This window comes from Pseudomonas laurylsulfatiphila (assembly GCF_002934665.1).
GTDB lineage: Bacteria > Pseudomonadota > Gammaproteobacteria > Pseudomonadales > Pseudomonadaceae > Aquipseudomonas > Aquipseudomonas laurylsulfatiphila.
On sequence record NZ_NIRS01000001.1, the window covers coordinates 781,488 to 797,488 of the forward strand.

Sequence of the window (16,001 nt, forward strand, 5' to 3'; positions counted from 1 at the left end):
ATCGAAGATGAGAAAATCCATGAAACCACGCGCCCGCGACCTGAACATCCAATTCGGCCAACTGCAACCCGGTCCGCTCAATGCCATCACCGACGTCCCCGGCGTGCGGGTCGGCCACTGTGATGTACGAGGACGCACGGCCAACGGCCGCGACATCCTCACCGGCGTCACCGTCATCGAACCACGCGCCGGTTCCACCAGTCAGCAACCCTGTTTTGCCGGCGTGCATGTACTCAACGGCAATGGCGATGCCACCGGGCTGGAGTGGATTCGCGAAGCGGGCTTGCTGACCAGCCCCATCGCCTTCACCAACACCCACAGCCTGGGCGTGGTGCGCGATGCACTGATCGTGGTCGACCGCGAGCAGCAAGCCGATGACGGACGCCTCTATTGGAACATGCCGGTGGTGCTGGAAACCTTCGATGGCTTGCTCAACGACATCAACGGTTTTCACGTCAAACCCGAGCACGTAGCCAAGGCCGTGCACTCGGCGGTCGGTGGCCCGGTGGCCGAGGGCAATGTCGGTGGCGGCAGCGGCATGATCTGCCACGAATTCAAGGGCGGCATCGGTACCGCGTCGCGACGCTTGAACAACGCCCAGGGCGGCTGGACCGTCGGGGCGATTGTCCAGGCCAACCATGGCATCCGTAACGAACTGCGCGTCGACGGGTATCCGGTCGGGCGCTACATGGAACAGGTCGATTCGCCGTTCCTCAAGGCCTCGCTACCCCATCCGGGCATGGGTTCGATCGTGGTCTGCCTGGCCACCGATGCGCCGCTGCTGCCACACCAGTGCACGCGCCTGGCCCAACGCGCCAGCCTTGGCCTGGCCCGCACCGGCGGCGGCAATGAAGACCACAGCGGCGACATCTTCATCGCTTTCGCCACCGGTAACGATCACGTGCCACCGGCTGCCTACGAAAGCAAGAAAGCGCCGACCACAAACAACCTGAGCATGGTCAACAACGACCACATCAGCGAGCTGTTCCTGGCCGCCACCGAAGCCGTGGAAGAAGCCATCATCAATGCCCTTCTCGCCGCCGACACCGCCGAAGGCAACGGGCATGGGGTGCCGGGGCTGGATGCCGAAACCCTGCTCAAGGCGTTGCGCCGCGCCGGCTGGCCGGGGGATGCGACTAGCGGTACTTGAGTGAAACACTCGGTCTTTTTAGGATGAACTTACGCAGTCGCTTGCTTGTGCAAGCCGCTGCGTAGGTGGTGAGTGAACTGAACCCCTACCAAGCTCACCGCCTGCTTCATGCGCATCTTGAGCCTCTCGGCTCTACTTCCTCCCCATCAAAGAGCTTTGAGGCTCTTTTTTTGCCTCTGAAAAACCAACACAACGCCCCCTGTAGGAGCTGGCTTGCCAGCGATAGCGGTCTGACTGTCACATCCACGTCGAATGGACCGCCGTGATCGCCGGCAAGCCAGCTCCTACAGTGAGTCGTCATTGGCACAGCGACCGCCACGCCGCCTGTGCCAGCATGTCCCGATACGCCTTCGGGCTGCCCTTGACCCGGCCCGACAACCACGCGCGGCAGTAACTGTCTGCCTGGCCGATGATCAGCGACAGTAGCAACTCCGCCGGAAAATCCCCCAATTCATCGCCGTGAGCGCCCAGCCATGTCAGCAACTGCTTGTTGCGCGCCTTGTTGCGGGTGGCGAGTTCGTCCTTGAACGGCCCCTTGGTGACGGCAAATCGCGCGTGGTACTGGAACCGCGCCCAGTCCGGCTGGCTATCGACCCAATCCACATAGCTGTGCACCAGCGCGTGCACCCCCGCCTGGGTGGTTTGTGCGTCCGCCAGGTAGCTGTCGCGCAAGCGGGCCTGATCATCCAGGGCGGTAAAAAACAGCGCCGCCACCAGGCCTTCCTTGTTGCCGAAGTGGTGATAGATGGCGCCGACACTGGTATCGCATTCGGCGCGGATCATTTCGATGGTGGTGGCCTCGATTCCCTGTTCGTTGAACAGGCACAGGGCCTTTCTGAAGATGTCGCGCTTGAGTTCGGCGCGTCGTCCGGGGTAGCAGCGTTCGAGCAGATCGGCGGTATCCATGCTGAAAAACAGTCCGCAAAAGTCATGGGTGGAAGCTGGCGGTTGCCAGCGAACAAGTGGCCTCAGGTTGACAGTTTTCCTTTCGACAGAATACTGTTCCGCCACAGAACATTATTCTGTTACGGAAGACTGTTCTGCAAACCGTCATCCTCAAGAGGCAAAAAAATGAGTCAGTTCCTCAGCATGTTCAACAGCGCCGGGCCAGAAGGGTTCAGCAAAATGGCCTGCCAGGTGGCGCCCTACTTCTCCACCATCAACCCGCTGGTCCAGGATTTGCGCAAAGGCTCGGCCACCGTGCACGTGCCGTTTGCCCGGGAAATCACCAATCATTTGGGGACGGTGCATGCGATAGCGATGTGCAACGCCGCCGAGCTGGCCGCCGGGATGATGACCGACGTGTCCATTCCCGCCGGCGCCCGCTGGATTCCCAAGGGCATGACCGTGGAATACCTGGCCAAGGCCAAGAGCGATGTGACGGCTGTAGCCGAAGGAGATGCAGTGGACTGGACCACCGAGGGCGACAAGATCGTGCCGGTGGACATTCACGATGCCGAGGGCAAGAAGGTATTCACGGCGCGGATTACCATGAATGTGAAGCTGGCCTGACACTGCGCGGACCAATGTGGGAGCGGGCTTGCTCGCGAAGGCGGTGTGTCAGTCGCCAAAAATGTTGGCTGATGCACCGCTTTCGCGAGCAAGCCCGCTCCCACAGAGGATTTGTGGTGTTTGGGAGCCTGTGGTCAGACCAGGCGCAGCCAGGGGCCAGACGCCGGTACCGCCTCATCACCCAAGCGCTCGCGTACACATTCATTGGCCTTGCGCGTCAACTGGTCCAGATGCCGGTCGCGCTGTTTTTCCGCGTCGGTCATGGCCCGCTTGCCGTGCTTTTGCAGCAGGTAGGTATGAATCTGCCGCACTTCCAGCGAGCTGTAGATCGACGCCACGTCCAGCAGCGCCATCAAGCCACCGGTGCTGTGGTCGCGGGTGTTCATCAACACCTGGGTCGCACGCACGCCCACCACCTGAAAACCCATCGCCTCGAAATACGGCACCTTGGCCACCGCGCAGGTCAGCTCGGCATGGGGATAGCGGCCGACCATTTCCCGCAGCATCCGTCGGGCCACACCCTGGCGCCGATACTCGGCCTGTACCGCCATGTACGCCACGCCACACGCGTCGGGGTCGTCCTGCACCGGCAGGTACAGCACAAAGCCCAGCACCTTCTGCGGATCGTCTTCGTCCGTGGCAACGATCAACTCCACGGCAATGCCCTTTTCACCGTTCAGCGCCTCCAGGTACAGGTGCACCTCATAGCCGATCGCGTATTGATAAAGGTTGTACAGCAGGTTGCTGGGCGGGATCGCGACCATGCTGATGTCGGTCAGGTTGTCGACCACCATCTGCAGGATCTGGCTATTGATGTGCTCGGGGCATGGGGTCTTGAAGTGGCTGATCAGGGGCATTGCGGTGACAGGCTCCGGGAGGCAAGGGCCGCCTATCATAACGCGCCTGACACCTGCGGTCCGAAGGGTGATGGGGGTGTGGCAGATGATTGGGGGAAGTGGGTGGGTCAAGGCCCCCGAACCTGAGGATTGCCACCCAATTCGGCGCTGCAGAAAAGTCTTCAATATCTTGATACAAATCAGCCCTCCATACCCTCCGAGACTTCCTCGCGATTGGCGTAGCTCTTGCATCGACCGCATTGCGATCGTCAGCCACATCGGCGCGCCCCGAGGGAAACACTATGAAAAGCCTGCCTGACCTCAAACCGCTCAGTTTCAGCAAACCGGGCATCGCCGCTGTGATGCTGTTCAGCCTCAGCACTGTCCACGCCGCACCGCTGGACGATGTCAACCAGCCACCACCAACGGACCCCTCGGCGTATACCAATCCGCCTGCCGACCCCAAGGCCGCGCTGGATGCCATTCTGACCATGCCACCCACCTACCAGGGCGCCATCGCCCTGCCCAATGGTATGTACGGCACCCGCACCACGCCAACGACCGACAACGTGCTGCAGCCAGCCCAGCAAACATCATTCAAAATTCCCACCAATGGCAAGCCCAGCCCATTGTTCGGAGCCCAGCCGTACACTCAGCAACTGCTGCTGCTCGAAGAATTCGGCACGGAAAAACTCGACCCGACACTGCCAGCACCGCCCCTGACGTTCCCGCCTCCGACCGTCGGCCCGGCGCCCGTGCAGGACCCGAACAGCATCGCCCGCAGCGGCCCTTCGGCCACGGCGCTCGAAGCCTTCATGCGCCAGCCCGGGCTGTACCCGTTTCCGTCACAGTATTCCAACGTGCTGGACCGCAACCCGTGGCAAGCGCAGATCGAAGCTTTCCTCAATCGCCATCCGGTCGGCTCGCCGGCCGAGGGGCGTCCGCCAGGAAAAGGCTGGTCCCATCAGCGCTGGAACGAGTTCTACCCACAGGTCGCCTTCAAGACCGCTCAAGCGGGCGCCAAGCTCAACGGCGGCATGCGTGACCGCCGCCAGTTGCACAACTACGCCGTCGGTGAATTCGGGCCAGGCGGGCTCTACAACCAGACGTCGGACGCCCCGGTCATCGCGGGCACCACCAAAGGCATCGACACGCGTTTTCACCCCAACATGCCGATTCAGAACCACAAGGCGCTCTGGACCTTCGACGGCACCTTTCCGCCCAAACTGTTGATGGTGCGCTACGGCCAACCGGTGCTGATGCGGCACTACAACGCCCTGCCGATCGATCCGTCGGCGAACATGGGTTTTGGCTTACACACCCTCAGCACCCACGAACACAACGGCCACTCCCCGGCCGAAAGCGACGGCTATGCCAATGCGTTTTTCTTTCCGGGGCAGTACTACGACTATCGCTGGCCGGTGCAACTGGCCGGCTATGACACCATCAACACCAATGCACAGGATCCGCGCGCGGCCTTCCCCTGCGCCCCGGGCGAAACCCTGTACGTCAACGACGCCACTCCGGGCCTGAAGACCTGCAACAACGGCAGCATCAAGATCCGTGGCGACTGGCGTGAAACCATGAGTACCCACTGGTTCCACGACCACATGCTCGATTTCACCGCGCAGAACGTCTACAAGGGCAACGCGGTGATGATGAACTACTACAGCGCCCTGGACCGCGGTAACGAAGCCATGGAAGACGGCGTCAACCTGCGCCTGCCCAGCGGTTCGGCGTTGCCCTGGGGCAACCGCGACTATGACGTCAATCTGATAGTGGCCGACAAGGCCTGGGATCAAAACGGTCAGCTGTGGTTCAACCCGTTCAACACCGATGGCTTCCTCGGCGATCAGATCCTGGTCAACTGGCAGTACCAGCCACGCCTGAACGTGCGCGCGCGCAGCTATCGCTTCCGCATCCTCAATGGTTCGGTATCGCGCTACTTCAGGATTGCGCTGGTGCGTGAAGTCGTTGGTACCGGCGGTGAATTTCCCGGCCCGGCAGGTTCGGGCGTGTCCTATACCCGCGTGCCGTTCCACATGATCGCCAACGACGGCAACCTCATGGAACACGCCGTGCCGTTCGACGGCAGCATGGACCTGGACGGTGACGGTGATGTGCAGGACCACAACGCCATTCTGCCCACCCAGGGCATTGCCGAACGTTTCGACATCATCGTCAACTTCGCGAAAAACGGGATCTCTGTCGGCGACAAGCTGTACTTCGTCAACTTGATGGAGCACCAGACCGGCAAGGGTCCGGAGAGTGTACCGCTGAGTCTGGCCGATGTGCTGTCCGGCAAGTACAAGGCCGTGCTCAAGTCGGGCAGCAAAGGGCTGGAATGGGACGCCGGCGACCCGGTGGTGGGCAAGTTCATGCAAATGGTGGTGAAGCCTTATGCCGGCCAGGACGTGAGCATGAACCCCGCCGACTACGAACCCGCCAAACCGGGTAAAGCGGCCGGCAAGGTCATGATTCCGCTGACGGTCAACCGCGACGATCCAACGATGCAGGCCAAGCTCAAGACCGTGCGGCATCGCGAGTTCATCTTCGGTCGCTCCGACGGCACCGACCTGGCACCCTGGACCATCAAGACCGACGGCGGTTTCGGCTACCACATGGACCCACGGCGGATCAGCGCCGCGCCGCAACTGGCCAACGGCCCGACCGATGCCGGGTTCTCCGGCGACGGCACCCTGGAAGTGTGGAAAATCAAGAACGGCGGCGGTGGCTGGAGCCACCCGGTACACGTGCATTTCGAAGAAGGCGTCGTCCTCACCCGCGATGGCAAGGCACCGCCGGAATGGGAAAAATGGGCACGCAAGGACGTCTATCGCATCGGCGAAGGCATCGACAGCTCGCAGGAAGTGGAAATGGCGATCCGCTTCCGCGAATTCGCCGGGACCTACATGGAGCACTGCCACAACACCCAGCACGAGGACAACGCCATGCTGCTGCGCTGGGATATCGAGCACCCTGGCCAGTTCCAGTTGATGCCAACGCCCCTGCCTGGCTGGGACGGCGTCAACTATGTGAACTCCGCCGCGCTGCCTACCTTCCGCACTGGCGATACTCGCAATACCGACGGCGATAACAAAAAACCAATCGCCAATCCCGACAGCGCCGCCAGCAACGGCCAACCCGTGACCATCAACGTGCTGGCCAACGACAGCGACCCTGACGGCAATGTGCCGCTCAAAGTGGTGGGCCTGGAGCAACCGGACTCCGGCAAGGGCACGGTCACCACCGATGGCGTGCGCGTGATCTATACACCACCGGCCACGGTCCCCGCGCCGTTCACCGCGACCTTTACCTATAAGGCTGCCGATGCCAAGGGTGCGGAGTCGGCACCGGCAACGGTGTCCGTGGCGGTCTCGGGAGCGGTTGTCGAGAACCTGATCGTCACCAGCGCTACCGTCACCGCCCGCAGTAACAACCGCTGGTATTGGGTGCTGTCCGGCACCACCTCGCGTGGCCCGGGCAATAGCATCACGGCGACGGCCACGGCCACAACCGGTACGGCGAACCTTGGCGCCGCCACCATGACGCCTACGGCTACTGGCGCGCGCTGGAATATAGCGGTGACGACTGTCGGCAGTGCCCCCTCGCCGAGCCCGACAGCAACCATCAAGTCGGCCTTCGGCAAAACCGTGACAGTGCCAGTGCACTAGAGCGGACTGATCGGCGCCCGGCCCATGCAATGTGGACCGGGCGCTTTTTTTTGCGGATCGTGCGGGGGGACCGAGAGTCTTTTTATTGACTGTTACAACGCCTTCGCGAGCAAGCCCGCTCCCACAAGGAGCTTATGCTCGACGCAGATCCCCTGTGGGAGCGGGCTTGCTCGCGAAGGCGGCCACACAGTCACCGCTGCGGCGCCACCATCCGAAAGCGGATATTGATCTCGTTGGACACCATGCTGTCCGCCCACTCGCCCTCGCCTATCTTGAAGTCGTCACGCTTGAGCACCAGCTGGCCATCGAAGATGCCGATGGAACTCTCCGACTTCAGCAGCACCGGCACACTCACTTCCCGAGTGAGCCCACGCAGGGTCAGTTTGCCGGTGAAGCTGTAGCGGTCATTGCCGAGGGCCTTGATGGACGTCGACTCGAACGTCGCCACCGGATAAGTCGCCGTGTCGAACCATGGCGGTTTTTGCAGCTCGGTGTTGGCGTCGCTGCTGCCGGCGTCGATGCTCTTCAGGTCGATGGTCAGCGCGGCGTGGGCGGCGCCCGGGTTATCGGTGTCGAAGTCGAGATTGGCCTTGAATTTGCCGAAGGTGCCGTAGGTTCTCGAGCCCATCTGCTCATAGGTGAAACTCAAGGTACTGGCCTTGGCGTTGACTTCCTTGTATTCCACGGCGTCAGCGAACGGCGCCAGGCCGAACACCAACGTGCCGGCCAGAGCGATGCAACGCGCTGATCGAAGGTTCATGGCACTCTCCGGGAGGACTCCCGTGTTGAGTTGGCGTGCCGCACACGAAGGCCGGCACCAGATGGACTAAAGCAAACAACCGGCGTTTATTCCACTTCAGCCGTTGATTTGCGACCACCTGCCGATGACCGTCAGCGCTATCCGCACGCCTCGCGTTGCCACGCCCGTCGCAACAGGTCGATCACCTCGGCATCCGCAGTTTGGGAAAAGTCCATGTACCAATGGCCAATCGAAGTGAACCACTCGGGCATCAGCGGGCAGACCAGTTCATCCACCTCGCGGCGCAGCGCCTCCACCGTCTCGATCGGTGCCACCGGCACCGCCACCACGATGCGCGCAGGTTCCTGCACCCGCAGCGCCTGGATCGCCGCCCGCATCGAAGCGCCGGTGGCCAGGCCGTCGTCGATCAGGATCGCCACCTGATCCTTGAGCTGCACCGGCGGCCGCGTGCCGCGGTAGACCTGCTCGCGGCGCAGCAACTCGCGGCTTTCCCGTTCGACCACGGCGTCGAACGCCGCACGGTCAATCGGGTGCATCCGCAGCGCCTCTTCATTACGCACCCGGATGCCACCGCTGGCAATCGCGCCCATGGCGTATTCGGGGTGGGTCGGCACGCCGAGCTTGCGCACCAGCATCAGGTCCAGGCGAACCTTCAGCGCCGTGGCCACCTCGTAAGCCACCGGCACACCGCCACGGGGCAAGGCCAGAACGATGACATCGGGGCGATTGGCGTAAGGCAGCAGCGGCTCGATCAAACGCCGCCCGGCCGCTGGCCGGTCTTGCAGGATGGAATGGGACAAGGGGCTCATGTGAAAACCTCCCCAGGCGATTGCGCCTGCGAACTTCAGCCAAACCTGCCTTTTGTAGCAAGGGCTTTTGTGGCGAGGGAGCTTGCTCCCGCCGGGCTGCGCAGCGGCCCAAAATAACCGATAACGATGACCGGGTTTTGTGAGTGCTACGCACTCAAGCGCGAGCAAGCTCGCTCGCCACAGGTTTCGGTGCAGAGCATTATCCGCTCTCTACGTGCCGCCTACACCAACCGCTCAATCTTCTGATGCTGCCACACCAGTTTGTAATACAGCGTCTGCAACACCAGCATCCCCAGATACGCCACCGGAAACGCCATCCACACCCCTTGCAGCCCGAACTTCGCATCCAGCAGATAGGCCGCCGGCAACTGCACCCCCACCACGCAGACAATGGAAATCGCCACCGGCACCATCACCGTGCCGCTGGCGCGCATGATGCCGCCGATGATCGCCTGGAAGCCGAACACCAACAGGCTCCAGAGCATGATGTGCAACAGGTGCTGAGCCATGGTTCGCGTCGCCTCCTCCGTGAGGAATGAGGCCAGCAGCCAATGCGACAGCAAATACCCGAGCACCACCAGACCACCGGTCAGGCACACGTTGATCATCAACCCCGTGCGCAGAATCGGCCCCATGCGCTCGATGCGCCCCGCCCCAATCGCCTGCGCCCCGAGGATCGACGCGGTAATCGCAATCGACAACGCCGGGAACTGCACGTAATTGACGATCTGCGTCACCGCGCCATAGGCCGCCGTCGCCTGGGAACCGTGCTGGTTCACCAGCGCCAGAATCACCAGCTCCGACAATGACAACACCACCATCTGCAACCCGGTGGGCAAACCGATGCGCAGCACCTTGCCGAGAATCGCCATGTCCAGCTTCATCGCCGCAAAGAATTCGCGGTCCGGCGCCAGCGGATGGCCCTTGCCAATCAAGCGCCACGCCAGCAACCCCATCGCCACCAGGTTACCCACCAACCCGGCAATCGCCGCACTCTGAATCCCCATCGGCGGCAAGCCAATCCACCCGCGAATCAACGCCGGCGTCAGCGCCAACCCGACAATGGTCGACACCACCAGCGCCAACAATGGTGACAAGGTATCGCTCACCCCGCGCAGCAACTGCGTGAACAGCACAAACACCAACAGCGACGGCATGATCCACAACATCACATGGGCATACGCCACCGCATCGTCCAGCACATCCGCGGGCGTCCCCAACCCGACCAACGCCGACCGCGCAAACACACTGCCCACCACCGCCGCCGTCAACCCAATCAACACCCCCAACAACAAGGTTGCCCCGGCAATCGCCTTCACCAGATGCGTCTCCCGCGCCCCCCACGCCTGCCCGATCAACACCCCCGCGCCGGCACCGAGGCCGATCACCAGGGCGATGAAGAAAAACACGATGGGGAACATCCCCGACACCGCCGCCAACGCCTGGGTGCCAAGCATCTGGCCAATGTAGATGCTGTTGACCGTGCCGGACATGGATTGCAGGAAGTTCGACAGCACCATCGGGGCGAGGAAAAACAGGTAGGTTTTCCAGAGCGGGCGTTGGGGGTTGGGGGTTTGCATGGGCGAAGATCCATCTCGACGGCAGGAGCGATGATTAAGGATAGCGTGGGTGGCTGAAACCAAGGGGCGATGACCATCTCAGGTCTGTGTCTGGATTTCCAGCAACCTGAGGTGAAAGGTCTGAAGTTTCATCCTCAAAGGTCCTACACAAAGCTCGGAATGCCTCACCTTCCCGCGCTGATCTCGTGCGGCTTATAGTCGGCGCCGTCGCCCAGAATGGCGACCGGGTTTGGCGACCTGAACATAGAGAATGACCAACTGACGGCCTTGAGCCCATCAAACAGAGATCATTCAAAATGAATCGATACATGCCTCTCACCGGAATCGACCTGGTTCCGGCCTCCCTGCTCATCGACACCCAAGCCCCACTCGACGTCCTGCAAGCCATGGCCGATTACCGGATTCGGACAGTCACGCAGGTGCTGGAAAACATCGCCTACCGTTCCGAGCTCGGTTGCGACACGGTGGTGCTGGAAGACTTTTCCAAGCTGCTGGTCATTCCGTTGCGCGATGGTTGTGACTTGATGGATGTGATTGGTCGGCGGCTGCGGGCGCAGGTGGCGCAGTAAATGAAAACGGGCGCAGAACGCGCCCGTTTTTTTTCCGACGAGAAAAGTGGCTTGATAGACGACGCTAGCCTTTGCCTCCGCTAACACTGCCACTTCCACTGCTACTCCCACTGCCACTGCTACTTCCCTGGTCATTGTTGACCTTGACCTGTGGCCCGACGCCATCTCCCGTACGGAAGGTTGGTAACGCAACCGAGCCCACGAATTTCACGCCGTCCCAGCTGGGCAATGGCGTGGGCATCAACTGGATCTGGCCGGGGTGCTCGGAGTCCCAGCGCAGCAGCATCGAGGTGTCCTCATGCTGTGTGTTGTGGCAGTGCTCCATGTAGGTACCGGCAAACTCACGGATGCGTATGGCCATTTCGACATTGTCGCCACTGTCCGGATCGGGGCCTATCCGGTAGATATCCTTGCGCGCCCCTTTTTCCCATTCCGGTGGAGTTTTGCCCCCTCGAGTGAGAATGACCCCTTCCTCGAAGTGCACATGCACCGGGTGATCCCAGCCATTGCCGCCGTTCTGGACTTTCCAGACTTCCAGTGTGCCTTCCCCCTTGAACCCTGCCGGTGTCGGTCCAGTAGCCAGTTGTGGCGCGGCCGAAATCCGGCGCGGGTCCATGTTGAAGCCTGGGCCGCCATCGGTCTTGATCGTCCAGGGCGCAAAGTCTGTGCCGTCGGAGCGGCCGAAGATAAAGGTGCGGTGCCGCGCCTGGGCGAGCCGGGCGATATCGGCAGGGTCGTCGCGGTGCAAGGGCAGCGGGATCATGAACCTGCCCTCGGGCTTGCCAGGCTTGGCGGGCTCGAAGTCGACCGGATTCATGCTGACATCCTGGCCGGTGTAAGGCTTGACGTTCACTTGCATGAACACGCCCACGCCCGGGTCACCGTTGATCCACTGTGGCCCGTGGCTGGTTTGCCTGACGACGGGCAGGTACCTCTCGGAGAGTACATCCGCCAATGGAATGTCACGATTGGGACGCTTGCCGTTTTCATGCTCCTCGATGTTGACGAAGAAAATCCTGTCGCCCGGCTTGATGCCGTTTTTCGCGAAGTCGACGACGAGGTCATAGCGTTCGGCAACGCCCAGCATCGGCAAAATGGCATTGTTGTCCTGCCTGTCGCCGTCACCATCGAGGTCCAGGCTGCCATCGAACGGCACCGCGTGTTCCATGATATTGCCGTCGTTGGCAATCATGTGGAACGGCACCCGGTTATAGGAAACCCCGGAGTTTTTCGGGCCGGGAAACTCGCCACCATTACCATTGACCTGACGCACCAGCGCCAGCTTGAAGTAGCGGGAAACCGATCCATTGAGAATGCGCAAACGGTAGCGGCGGGCACGTACGTCCAGGAAGGGCTTGTACTCCCAGTTGGTCAGCACCTGGTCACCGAGAAAACCGTCGGTGTTGAAGGGGTTGAACCACAACTGGCCGGCCTGGTCCCAGGCCTTGTCGGCGATCGTCAAGTTGATGTCATAGTCGCGGTTACCCCAGCCCAGCGCCGAACCGCTGGGCAAGCGCAGGTTGACCCCGTCATCGACCGTCTCGTTGCCACGATCCACGGCGCTGTAGTAGTTCATCACCGTCGCATTGCCCTTGTAGACATTCTGCGCGGTGAAATCGAGCATGTGGTCGTGGAACCAGTGGCTGCTCATGGTTTCGCGCCAATCGCCACGGATCTTGATGGTGCCGTTGTTGCAGGTCTTGAAGCCGGGGGCGGCGTCGTTGACGAAAAGCTTTTCTCCGGGATCGCACGGGAACGCCGCACGCGGATCCTGAGCGCTGGTATTGATGCTGTCGTAACCGGCCAACTGGATCGGCCAGCGATAGTCGTAGTACTGGCCCGGGAAGAAGAACGCGTTGGTAAAACCGTCGCTTTCCGCAGGTGAGTGGCCGTTATGTTCATGGGTGGTGATGGTGTGCAAGCCAAAGCCCCGGTTGGCCGACGGGTCAATGGGCAAGGCATCGTAATGACGCATCAGCATCGCCTGGCCATAACGTACCTGGAGCAGTTTGGGCGGAAAGGTGCCGTCGAACGTCCACAACGCATTATGGTCCTGGACAGGCAAGTTGGGGTGAAACTGCACTTGAATGCCCTTGGTCGTGCCCTCGTTGGCCGGGTTACCGTTGGTGTTGTGATAGAGCCCGCCTGGCGCGAATTCCCCCACGGCGTAGTTATGCCGTTGCATACGGTCACGCAAGCCGCTGTTGACGTGCGCGCCGGCTTGCACCGTCTTGAAGGCGTCGCGCGGGAAAAACTCATTGAAACGCTGGTGCGACCAGCCTTTTCCCGGCGGCCGGCCTTCTGCGGGCGAATCGACCCGGCGATTGAGGAAATCCTCGATCTGCGCTTTCCAGGGGTTGCGGTCCAGCACATTGGAGAACTCTGTGGGGAAAGGCGTCAATGCCGGCTGCCTGAGAAAGGCATCCAGCGCAGCCGGCGACGGGCCGCTACGCGCCACCTTCAAGGGATCTTGCGCCGGTGCGGGGCCCACCGTCGGAACCGGAAACGGAACGGGTGACGGCGGGTCGGCTGCGTTCAGTTTGTTCGAGCCGAACTCCTCGAAAAGCTCGAGCTTCTGCGTGAACGGTTGGGCCCCGAACACTGGGCTGGCATTTCCGTTAGTGGGGATGTTGAAGCTGGTTTGCAGATTGGGTGGCAGCACATTGTCGGCCAAGGGGGTCTTGCGGTTACCGACCACGCCATTGGGCAGGTCGAAGGCGCCTACGTTTGCACGAGGCAGCTTGAGCAAGTCCCTCAAGGCGGCATTGGGGTCGGCGGGCTGATTGGTGAACGCCGACGGGTCGGTGGGAGGCGGTGGATCGGTGTTGTCGAGGGGGGCTGCCTGGGTCTGGGAAAAGCCCAGCCCCAGCATGATCACGGCAGCAGAGATACTCAGCGCCAGTCTGGTTTTGGACAATGCACCAGGATTCAACCTTCCGGTATCCAGTTTCATCGCAAACACCTCTGACGGGTTCTTCGGAGCGCGTGGCAATGCAGGTGTAACGAGCCAATGCGCCGAGCCCGGCTGGCGAAACGCTTGATTTCGAGCCGGGATGGTAACGACGCAACTTCCCTGCCAAAAATGACAGGAGGTCACCAATAGCTCTATGCCATGCTCTCCGTGTCTTTTGGCGTGTGGCAGGCGTATGAGAAGCCAGGATGAAAGCCCCGATGACGGGGAATTTCCCCCGATACAGGGTGCGATGGTGGGGGGTATTCGGGCCAAGAAAAATCGCCACTTTCTCAATGTATCGAGCGGTTGAGTCCGCAGCCGATCGCTGCTTGTAACGAGTGACTGCATAGACCGATATCGGCCTCGCCAAAGGCTCCAGCGCGTCCATGCATGCGGCCCCCTCCCCCCCGCCAATTCAGCATTCCTTGCCTCTAAATCTGACATTGTTCGCCCCTGCCCCGCCAACCCATCCAGGGATGATGGCAAACGGCTACACTCCTCACGATTTCTCAACACCTCGACCATGACGGCAACCGGTTTGCCTCAATGGTTCAAGCGATAAAAGGCTTGTCTTCCGGTATCAGTCCAACCCCAGCTTCTTCCCGGTTCGATTACATGGAGTCCGCGTACATGCCCTTCCCCCCTCGCTTCCTCGACCACTACCGCAAAGCCGACCGCATCATGCTGGGCCTGATCTGGCTGATGTTCGCTTTCGCGGTGGGCCTGGCGTTCTGGCACGACACCTTCAAGCAGGCGCTGTTGGTCGGTGGCGGTACCAGCCTGTTGTTGACGCTGCTGTATCGCGCCATCGGCGGCTCGCGGGTGATGCGCTGTTTGCTCGGCACAGGCTTGATGGTGATGGCGGCGTTGCACATCAATCAGGCCGAGGGGGTCATTGAGTCGCACTTCGGGATTTTTGCGTTGTTGGCGGTGCTTACGTTTTATCGGGACTGGCTGCCGATTCTGGCGGCGGCGGTGACGATTGCGCTGCATCACGTGGTGTTCCATGTGCTGCAGCACCAGGGTTTTCCGGTGTTTGTGATGGCACATCACGGTGGCTGGACGATGGTGTTCGTTCACGCCTTTTATGTGCTGATGGAGACGGTCGCACTGCTCTATCTGGCGCTGCACAGCCAGGCCGATGCGGTAGAGAGCCAGGACATGCTGGACAAGATGCTCGCCGCGACTTCGCAGCTGACAACCGACCCCGGCAAGGGTGACAAGGCGCGGGTGCATGTGTCGCTGGCGCAGCGGTTCGATCAGTTCCTGATGCAGATCACCGCGTTGGTGGACGGTGTGGTGCGTGACTCCAACGGCTTGGGCCAGTTGGGCCAGGAGTTGGCCAAGGCCAGCAACACGCTGGAGAAAGGCGCTAGGCATCAGCTGACGGAAATCGCGCAGATGACCGGGTCGATGCAGCGCATGGGCGATGCGATGGAGCACATCGTGGTGCAGGTCGAGCATGCCGTTGAGCATGCAGGCCAGGCCAGTGTGCAGATCACCCGCGGGCAGGAAAGCGTGCACCGTGCCCGTCAGGAAATCACCCAGCTGGCTTCGCGCCTGGAAGGCACCAACCAGACCGTGCAGGTGCTGGCCGGGCAGGCGCAGCAGATCGGTACGGTGCTGGAGGTGATCAGCAGCATTGCCGAGCAGACCAACTTGCTGGCGCTCAACGCGGCGATTGAAGCGGCGCGAGCCGGCGAGCAAGGCCGCGGCTTTGCCGTGGTGGCCGATGAGGTGCGCAGCCTGGCGCAGCGCACGGCGGTGTCGACCAAGGAAATCCGGACGATTATCGAGGCCTTGCAGCAAGGCAGCCGCAAAGCCGTGGAGGCCATGCAGGACAGCCGCGAAGGCGTGGAGCGCTGTGTCGAGGACAGTCAGTTGGCGGCGGCGATGTTGCAGGCCATCGGCAGTGACATCTCGCAGATCGATGAACTCAACGGGCGAATTTTCACGACGACCCGCGAACAATCCACGGCGAGTGTCGAGATTGTCGGGCGCTTGCAGTCGGTGCAGAGCATCGCGCAGAACACGGCGGATGATGTGCAGACACTGGCGTCGAGCAGTCGTCAACTGCCGCCGATTGCCACGCGGCTGGATGCGCTGGGGCGTACCTTTCATCAATGAGGAAGCCGTGATGGGCATGAACAATTTTTCA

11 protein-coding genes are annotated in these 16,001 nt (G+C 61.5%); 5 read left to right on the forward strand and 6 right to left on the reverse strand.

Annotated features, from left to right (window positions below; genetic code table 11):
- Positions 1–19 precede the first annotated feature (19 nt).
- The gene (locus CD175_RS03655) at positions 20–1,150 is read left to right on the forward strand and encodes a DmpA family aminopeptidase (RefSeq protein WP_104447704.1); all 1,131 of its coding nucleotides are present in this window, start codon (positions 20–22) and stop codon (positions 1,148–1,150) included.
- 297 nt (positions 1,151–1,447) lie between these two features.
- Here CD175_RS03655 and CD175_RS03660 read toward each other — a convergent pair whose 3' ends face one another.
- Positions 1,448–2,056, reverse strand: a complete 609-nt coding sequence (locus CD175_RS03660; RefSeq protein ID WP_104447705.1) for a TetR/AcrR family transcriptional regulator — start codon at positions 2,054–2,056, stop codon at positions 1,448–1,450.
- Positions 2,057–2,221: 165 nt separating this feature from the next.
- On the opposite strand from CD175_RS03660, the gene CD175_RS03665 reads away from it, so the two are divergent.
- Positions 2,222–2,662 carry a hotdog fold domain-containing protein gene (locus CD175_RS03665; RefSeq protein WP_104447706.1) on the forward strand — a complete coding sequence of 147 codons (441 nt, stop codon included), beginning with the start codon at positions 2,222–2,224 and terminating at the stop codon, positions 2,660–2,662.
- 134 nt (positions 2,663–2,796) lie between these two features.
- On the opposite strand, the gene CD175_RS03675 is transcribed toward CD175_RS03665, so the two are convergent.
- Positions 2,797–3,519 (reverse strand): GNAT family N-acetyltransferase, encoded by a 723-nt coding sequence (locus CD175_RS03675; protein ID WP_104447708.1) that lies wholly within the window; start codon positions 3,517–3,519, stop codon positions 2,797–2,799.
- Positions 3,520–3,800: 281 nt separating this feature from the next.
- Here CD175_RS03675 and CD175_RS03680 point away from each other — a divergent pair, with 281 nt between their 5' ends.
- The gene (locus CD175_RS03680) at positions 3,801–7,172 is read left to right on the forward strand and encodes an Ig-like domain-containing protein (RefSeq protein WP_104447709.1); all 3,372 of its coding nucleotides are present in this window, start codon (positions 3,801–3,803) and stop codon (positions 7,170–7,172) included.
- Positions 7,173–7,362: 190 nt separating this feature from the next.
- Here CD175_RS03680 and CD175_RS03690 read toward each other — a convergent pair whose 3' ends face one another.
- The 3 genes from CD175_RS03690 to CD175_RS03700 form a co-directional block, all read right to left on the reverse strand.
- Positions 7,363–7,932, reverse strand: a complete 570-nt coding sequence (locus CD175_RS03690) for a YceI family protein (protein WP_104447711.1) — start codon at positions 7,930–7,932, stop codon at positions 7,363–7,365.
- 137 nt (positions 7,933–8,069) lie between these two features.
- Entirely contained in the window at positions 8,070–8,741 is a 672-nt protein-coding gene (locus tag CD175_RS03695) for a phosphoribosyltransferase (protein WP_104447712.1), read from the reverse strand.
- A gap of 221 nt (positions 8,742–8,962) precedes the next feature.
- Complete coding sequence (locus CD175_RS03700; protein WP_104447713.1) at positions 8,963–10,321, reverse strand: MATE family efflux transporter; 1,359 nt, start codon at positions 10,319–10,321, stop codon at positions 8,963–8,965.
- Between the two features lie 296 nt (positions 10,322–10,617).
- Here CD175_RS03700 and CD175_RS03705 point away from each other — a divergent pair, with 296 nt between their 5' ends.
- Positions 10,618–10,890 (forward strand): hypothetical protein, encoded by a 273-nt coding sequence (locus CD175_RS03705; RefSeq protein WP_104447714.1) that lies wholly within the window; start codon positions 10,618–10,620, stop codon positions 10,888–10,890.
- Between the two features lie 64 nt (positions 10,891–10,954).
- On the opposite strand, the gene CD175_RS03710 is transcribed toward CD175_RS03705, so the two are convergent.
- The gene (locus tag CD175_RS03710) at positions 10,955–13,843 is read right to left on the reverse strand and encodes a multicopper oxidase domain-containing protein (protein ID WP_104447715.1); all 2,889 of its coding nucleotides are present in this window, start codon (positions 13,841–13,843) and stop codon (positions 10,955–10,957) included.
- Between the two features lie 630 nt (positions 13,844–14,473).
- Here CD175_RS03710 and CD175_RS31865 point away from each other — a divergent pair.
- Positions 14,474–15,970, forward strand: a complete 1,497-nt coding sequence (locus CD175_RS31865) for a methyl-accepting chemotaxis protein (RefSeq protein ID WP_104447716.1) — start codon at positions 14,474–14,476, stop codon at positions 15,968–15,970.
- Positions 15,971–16,001: the final 31 nt, after the last annotated feature.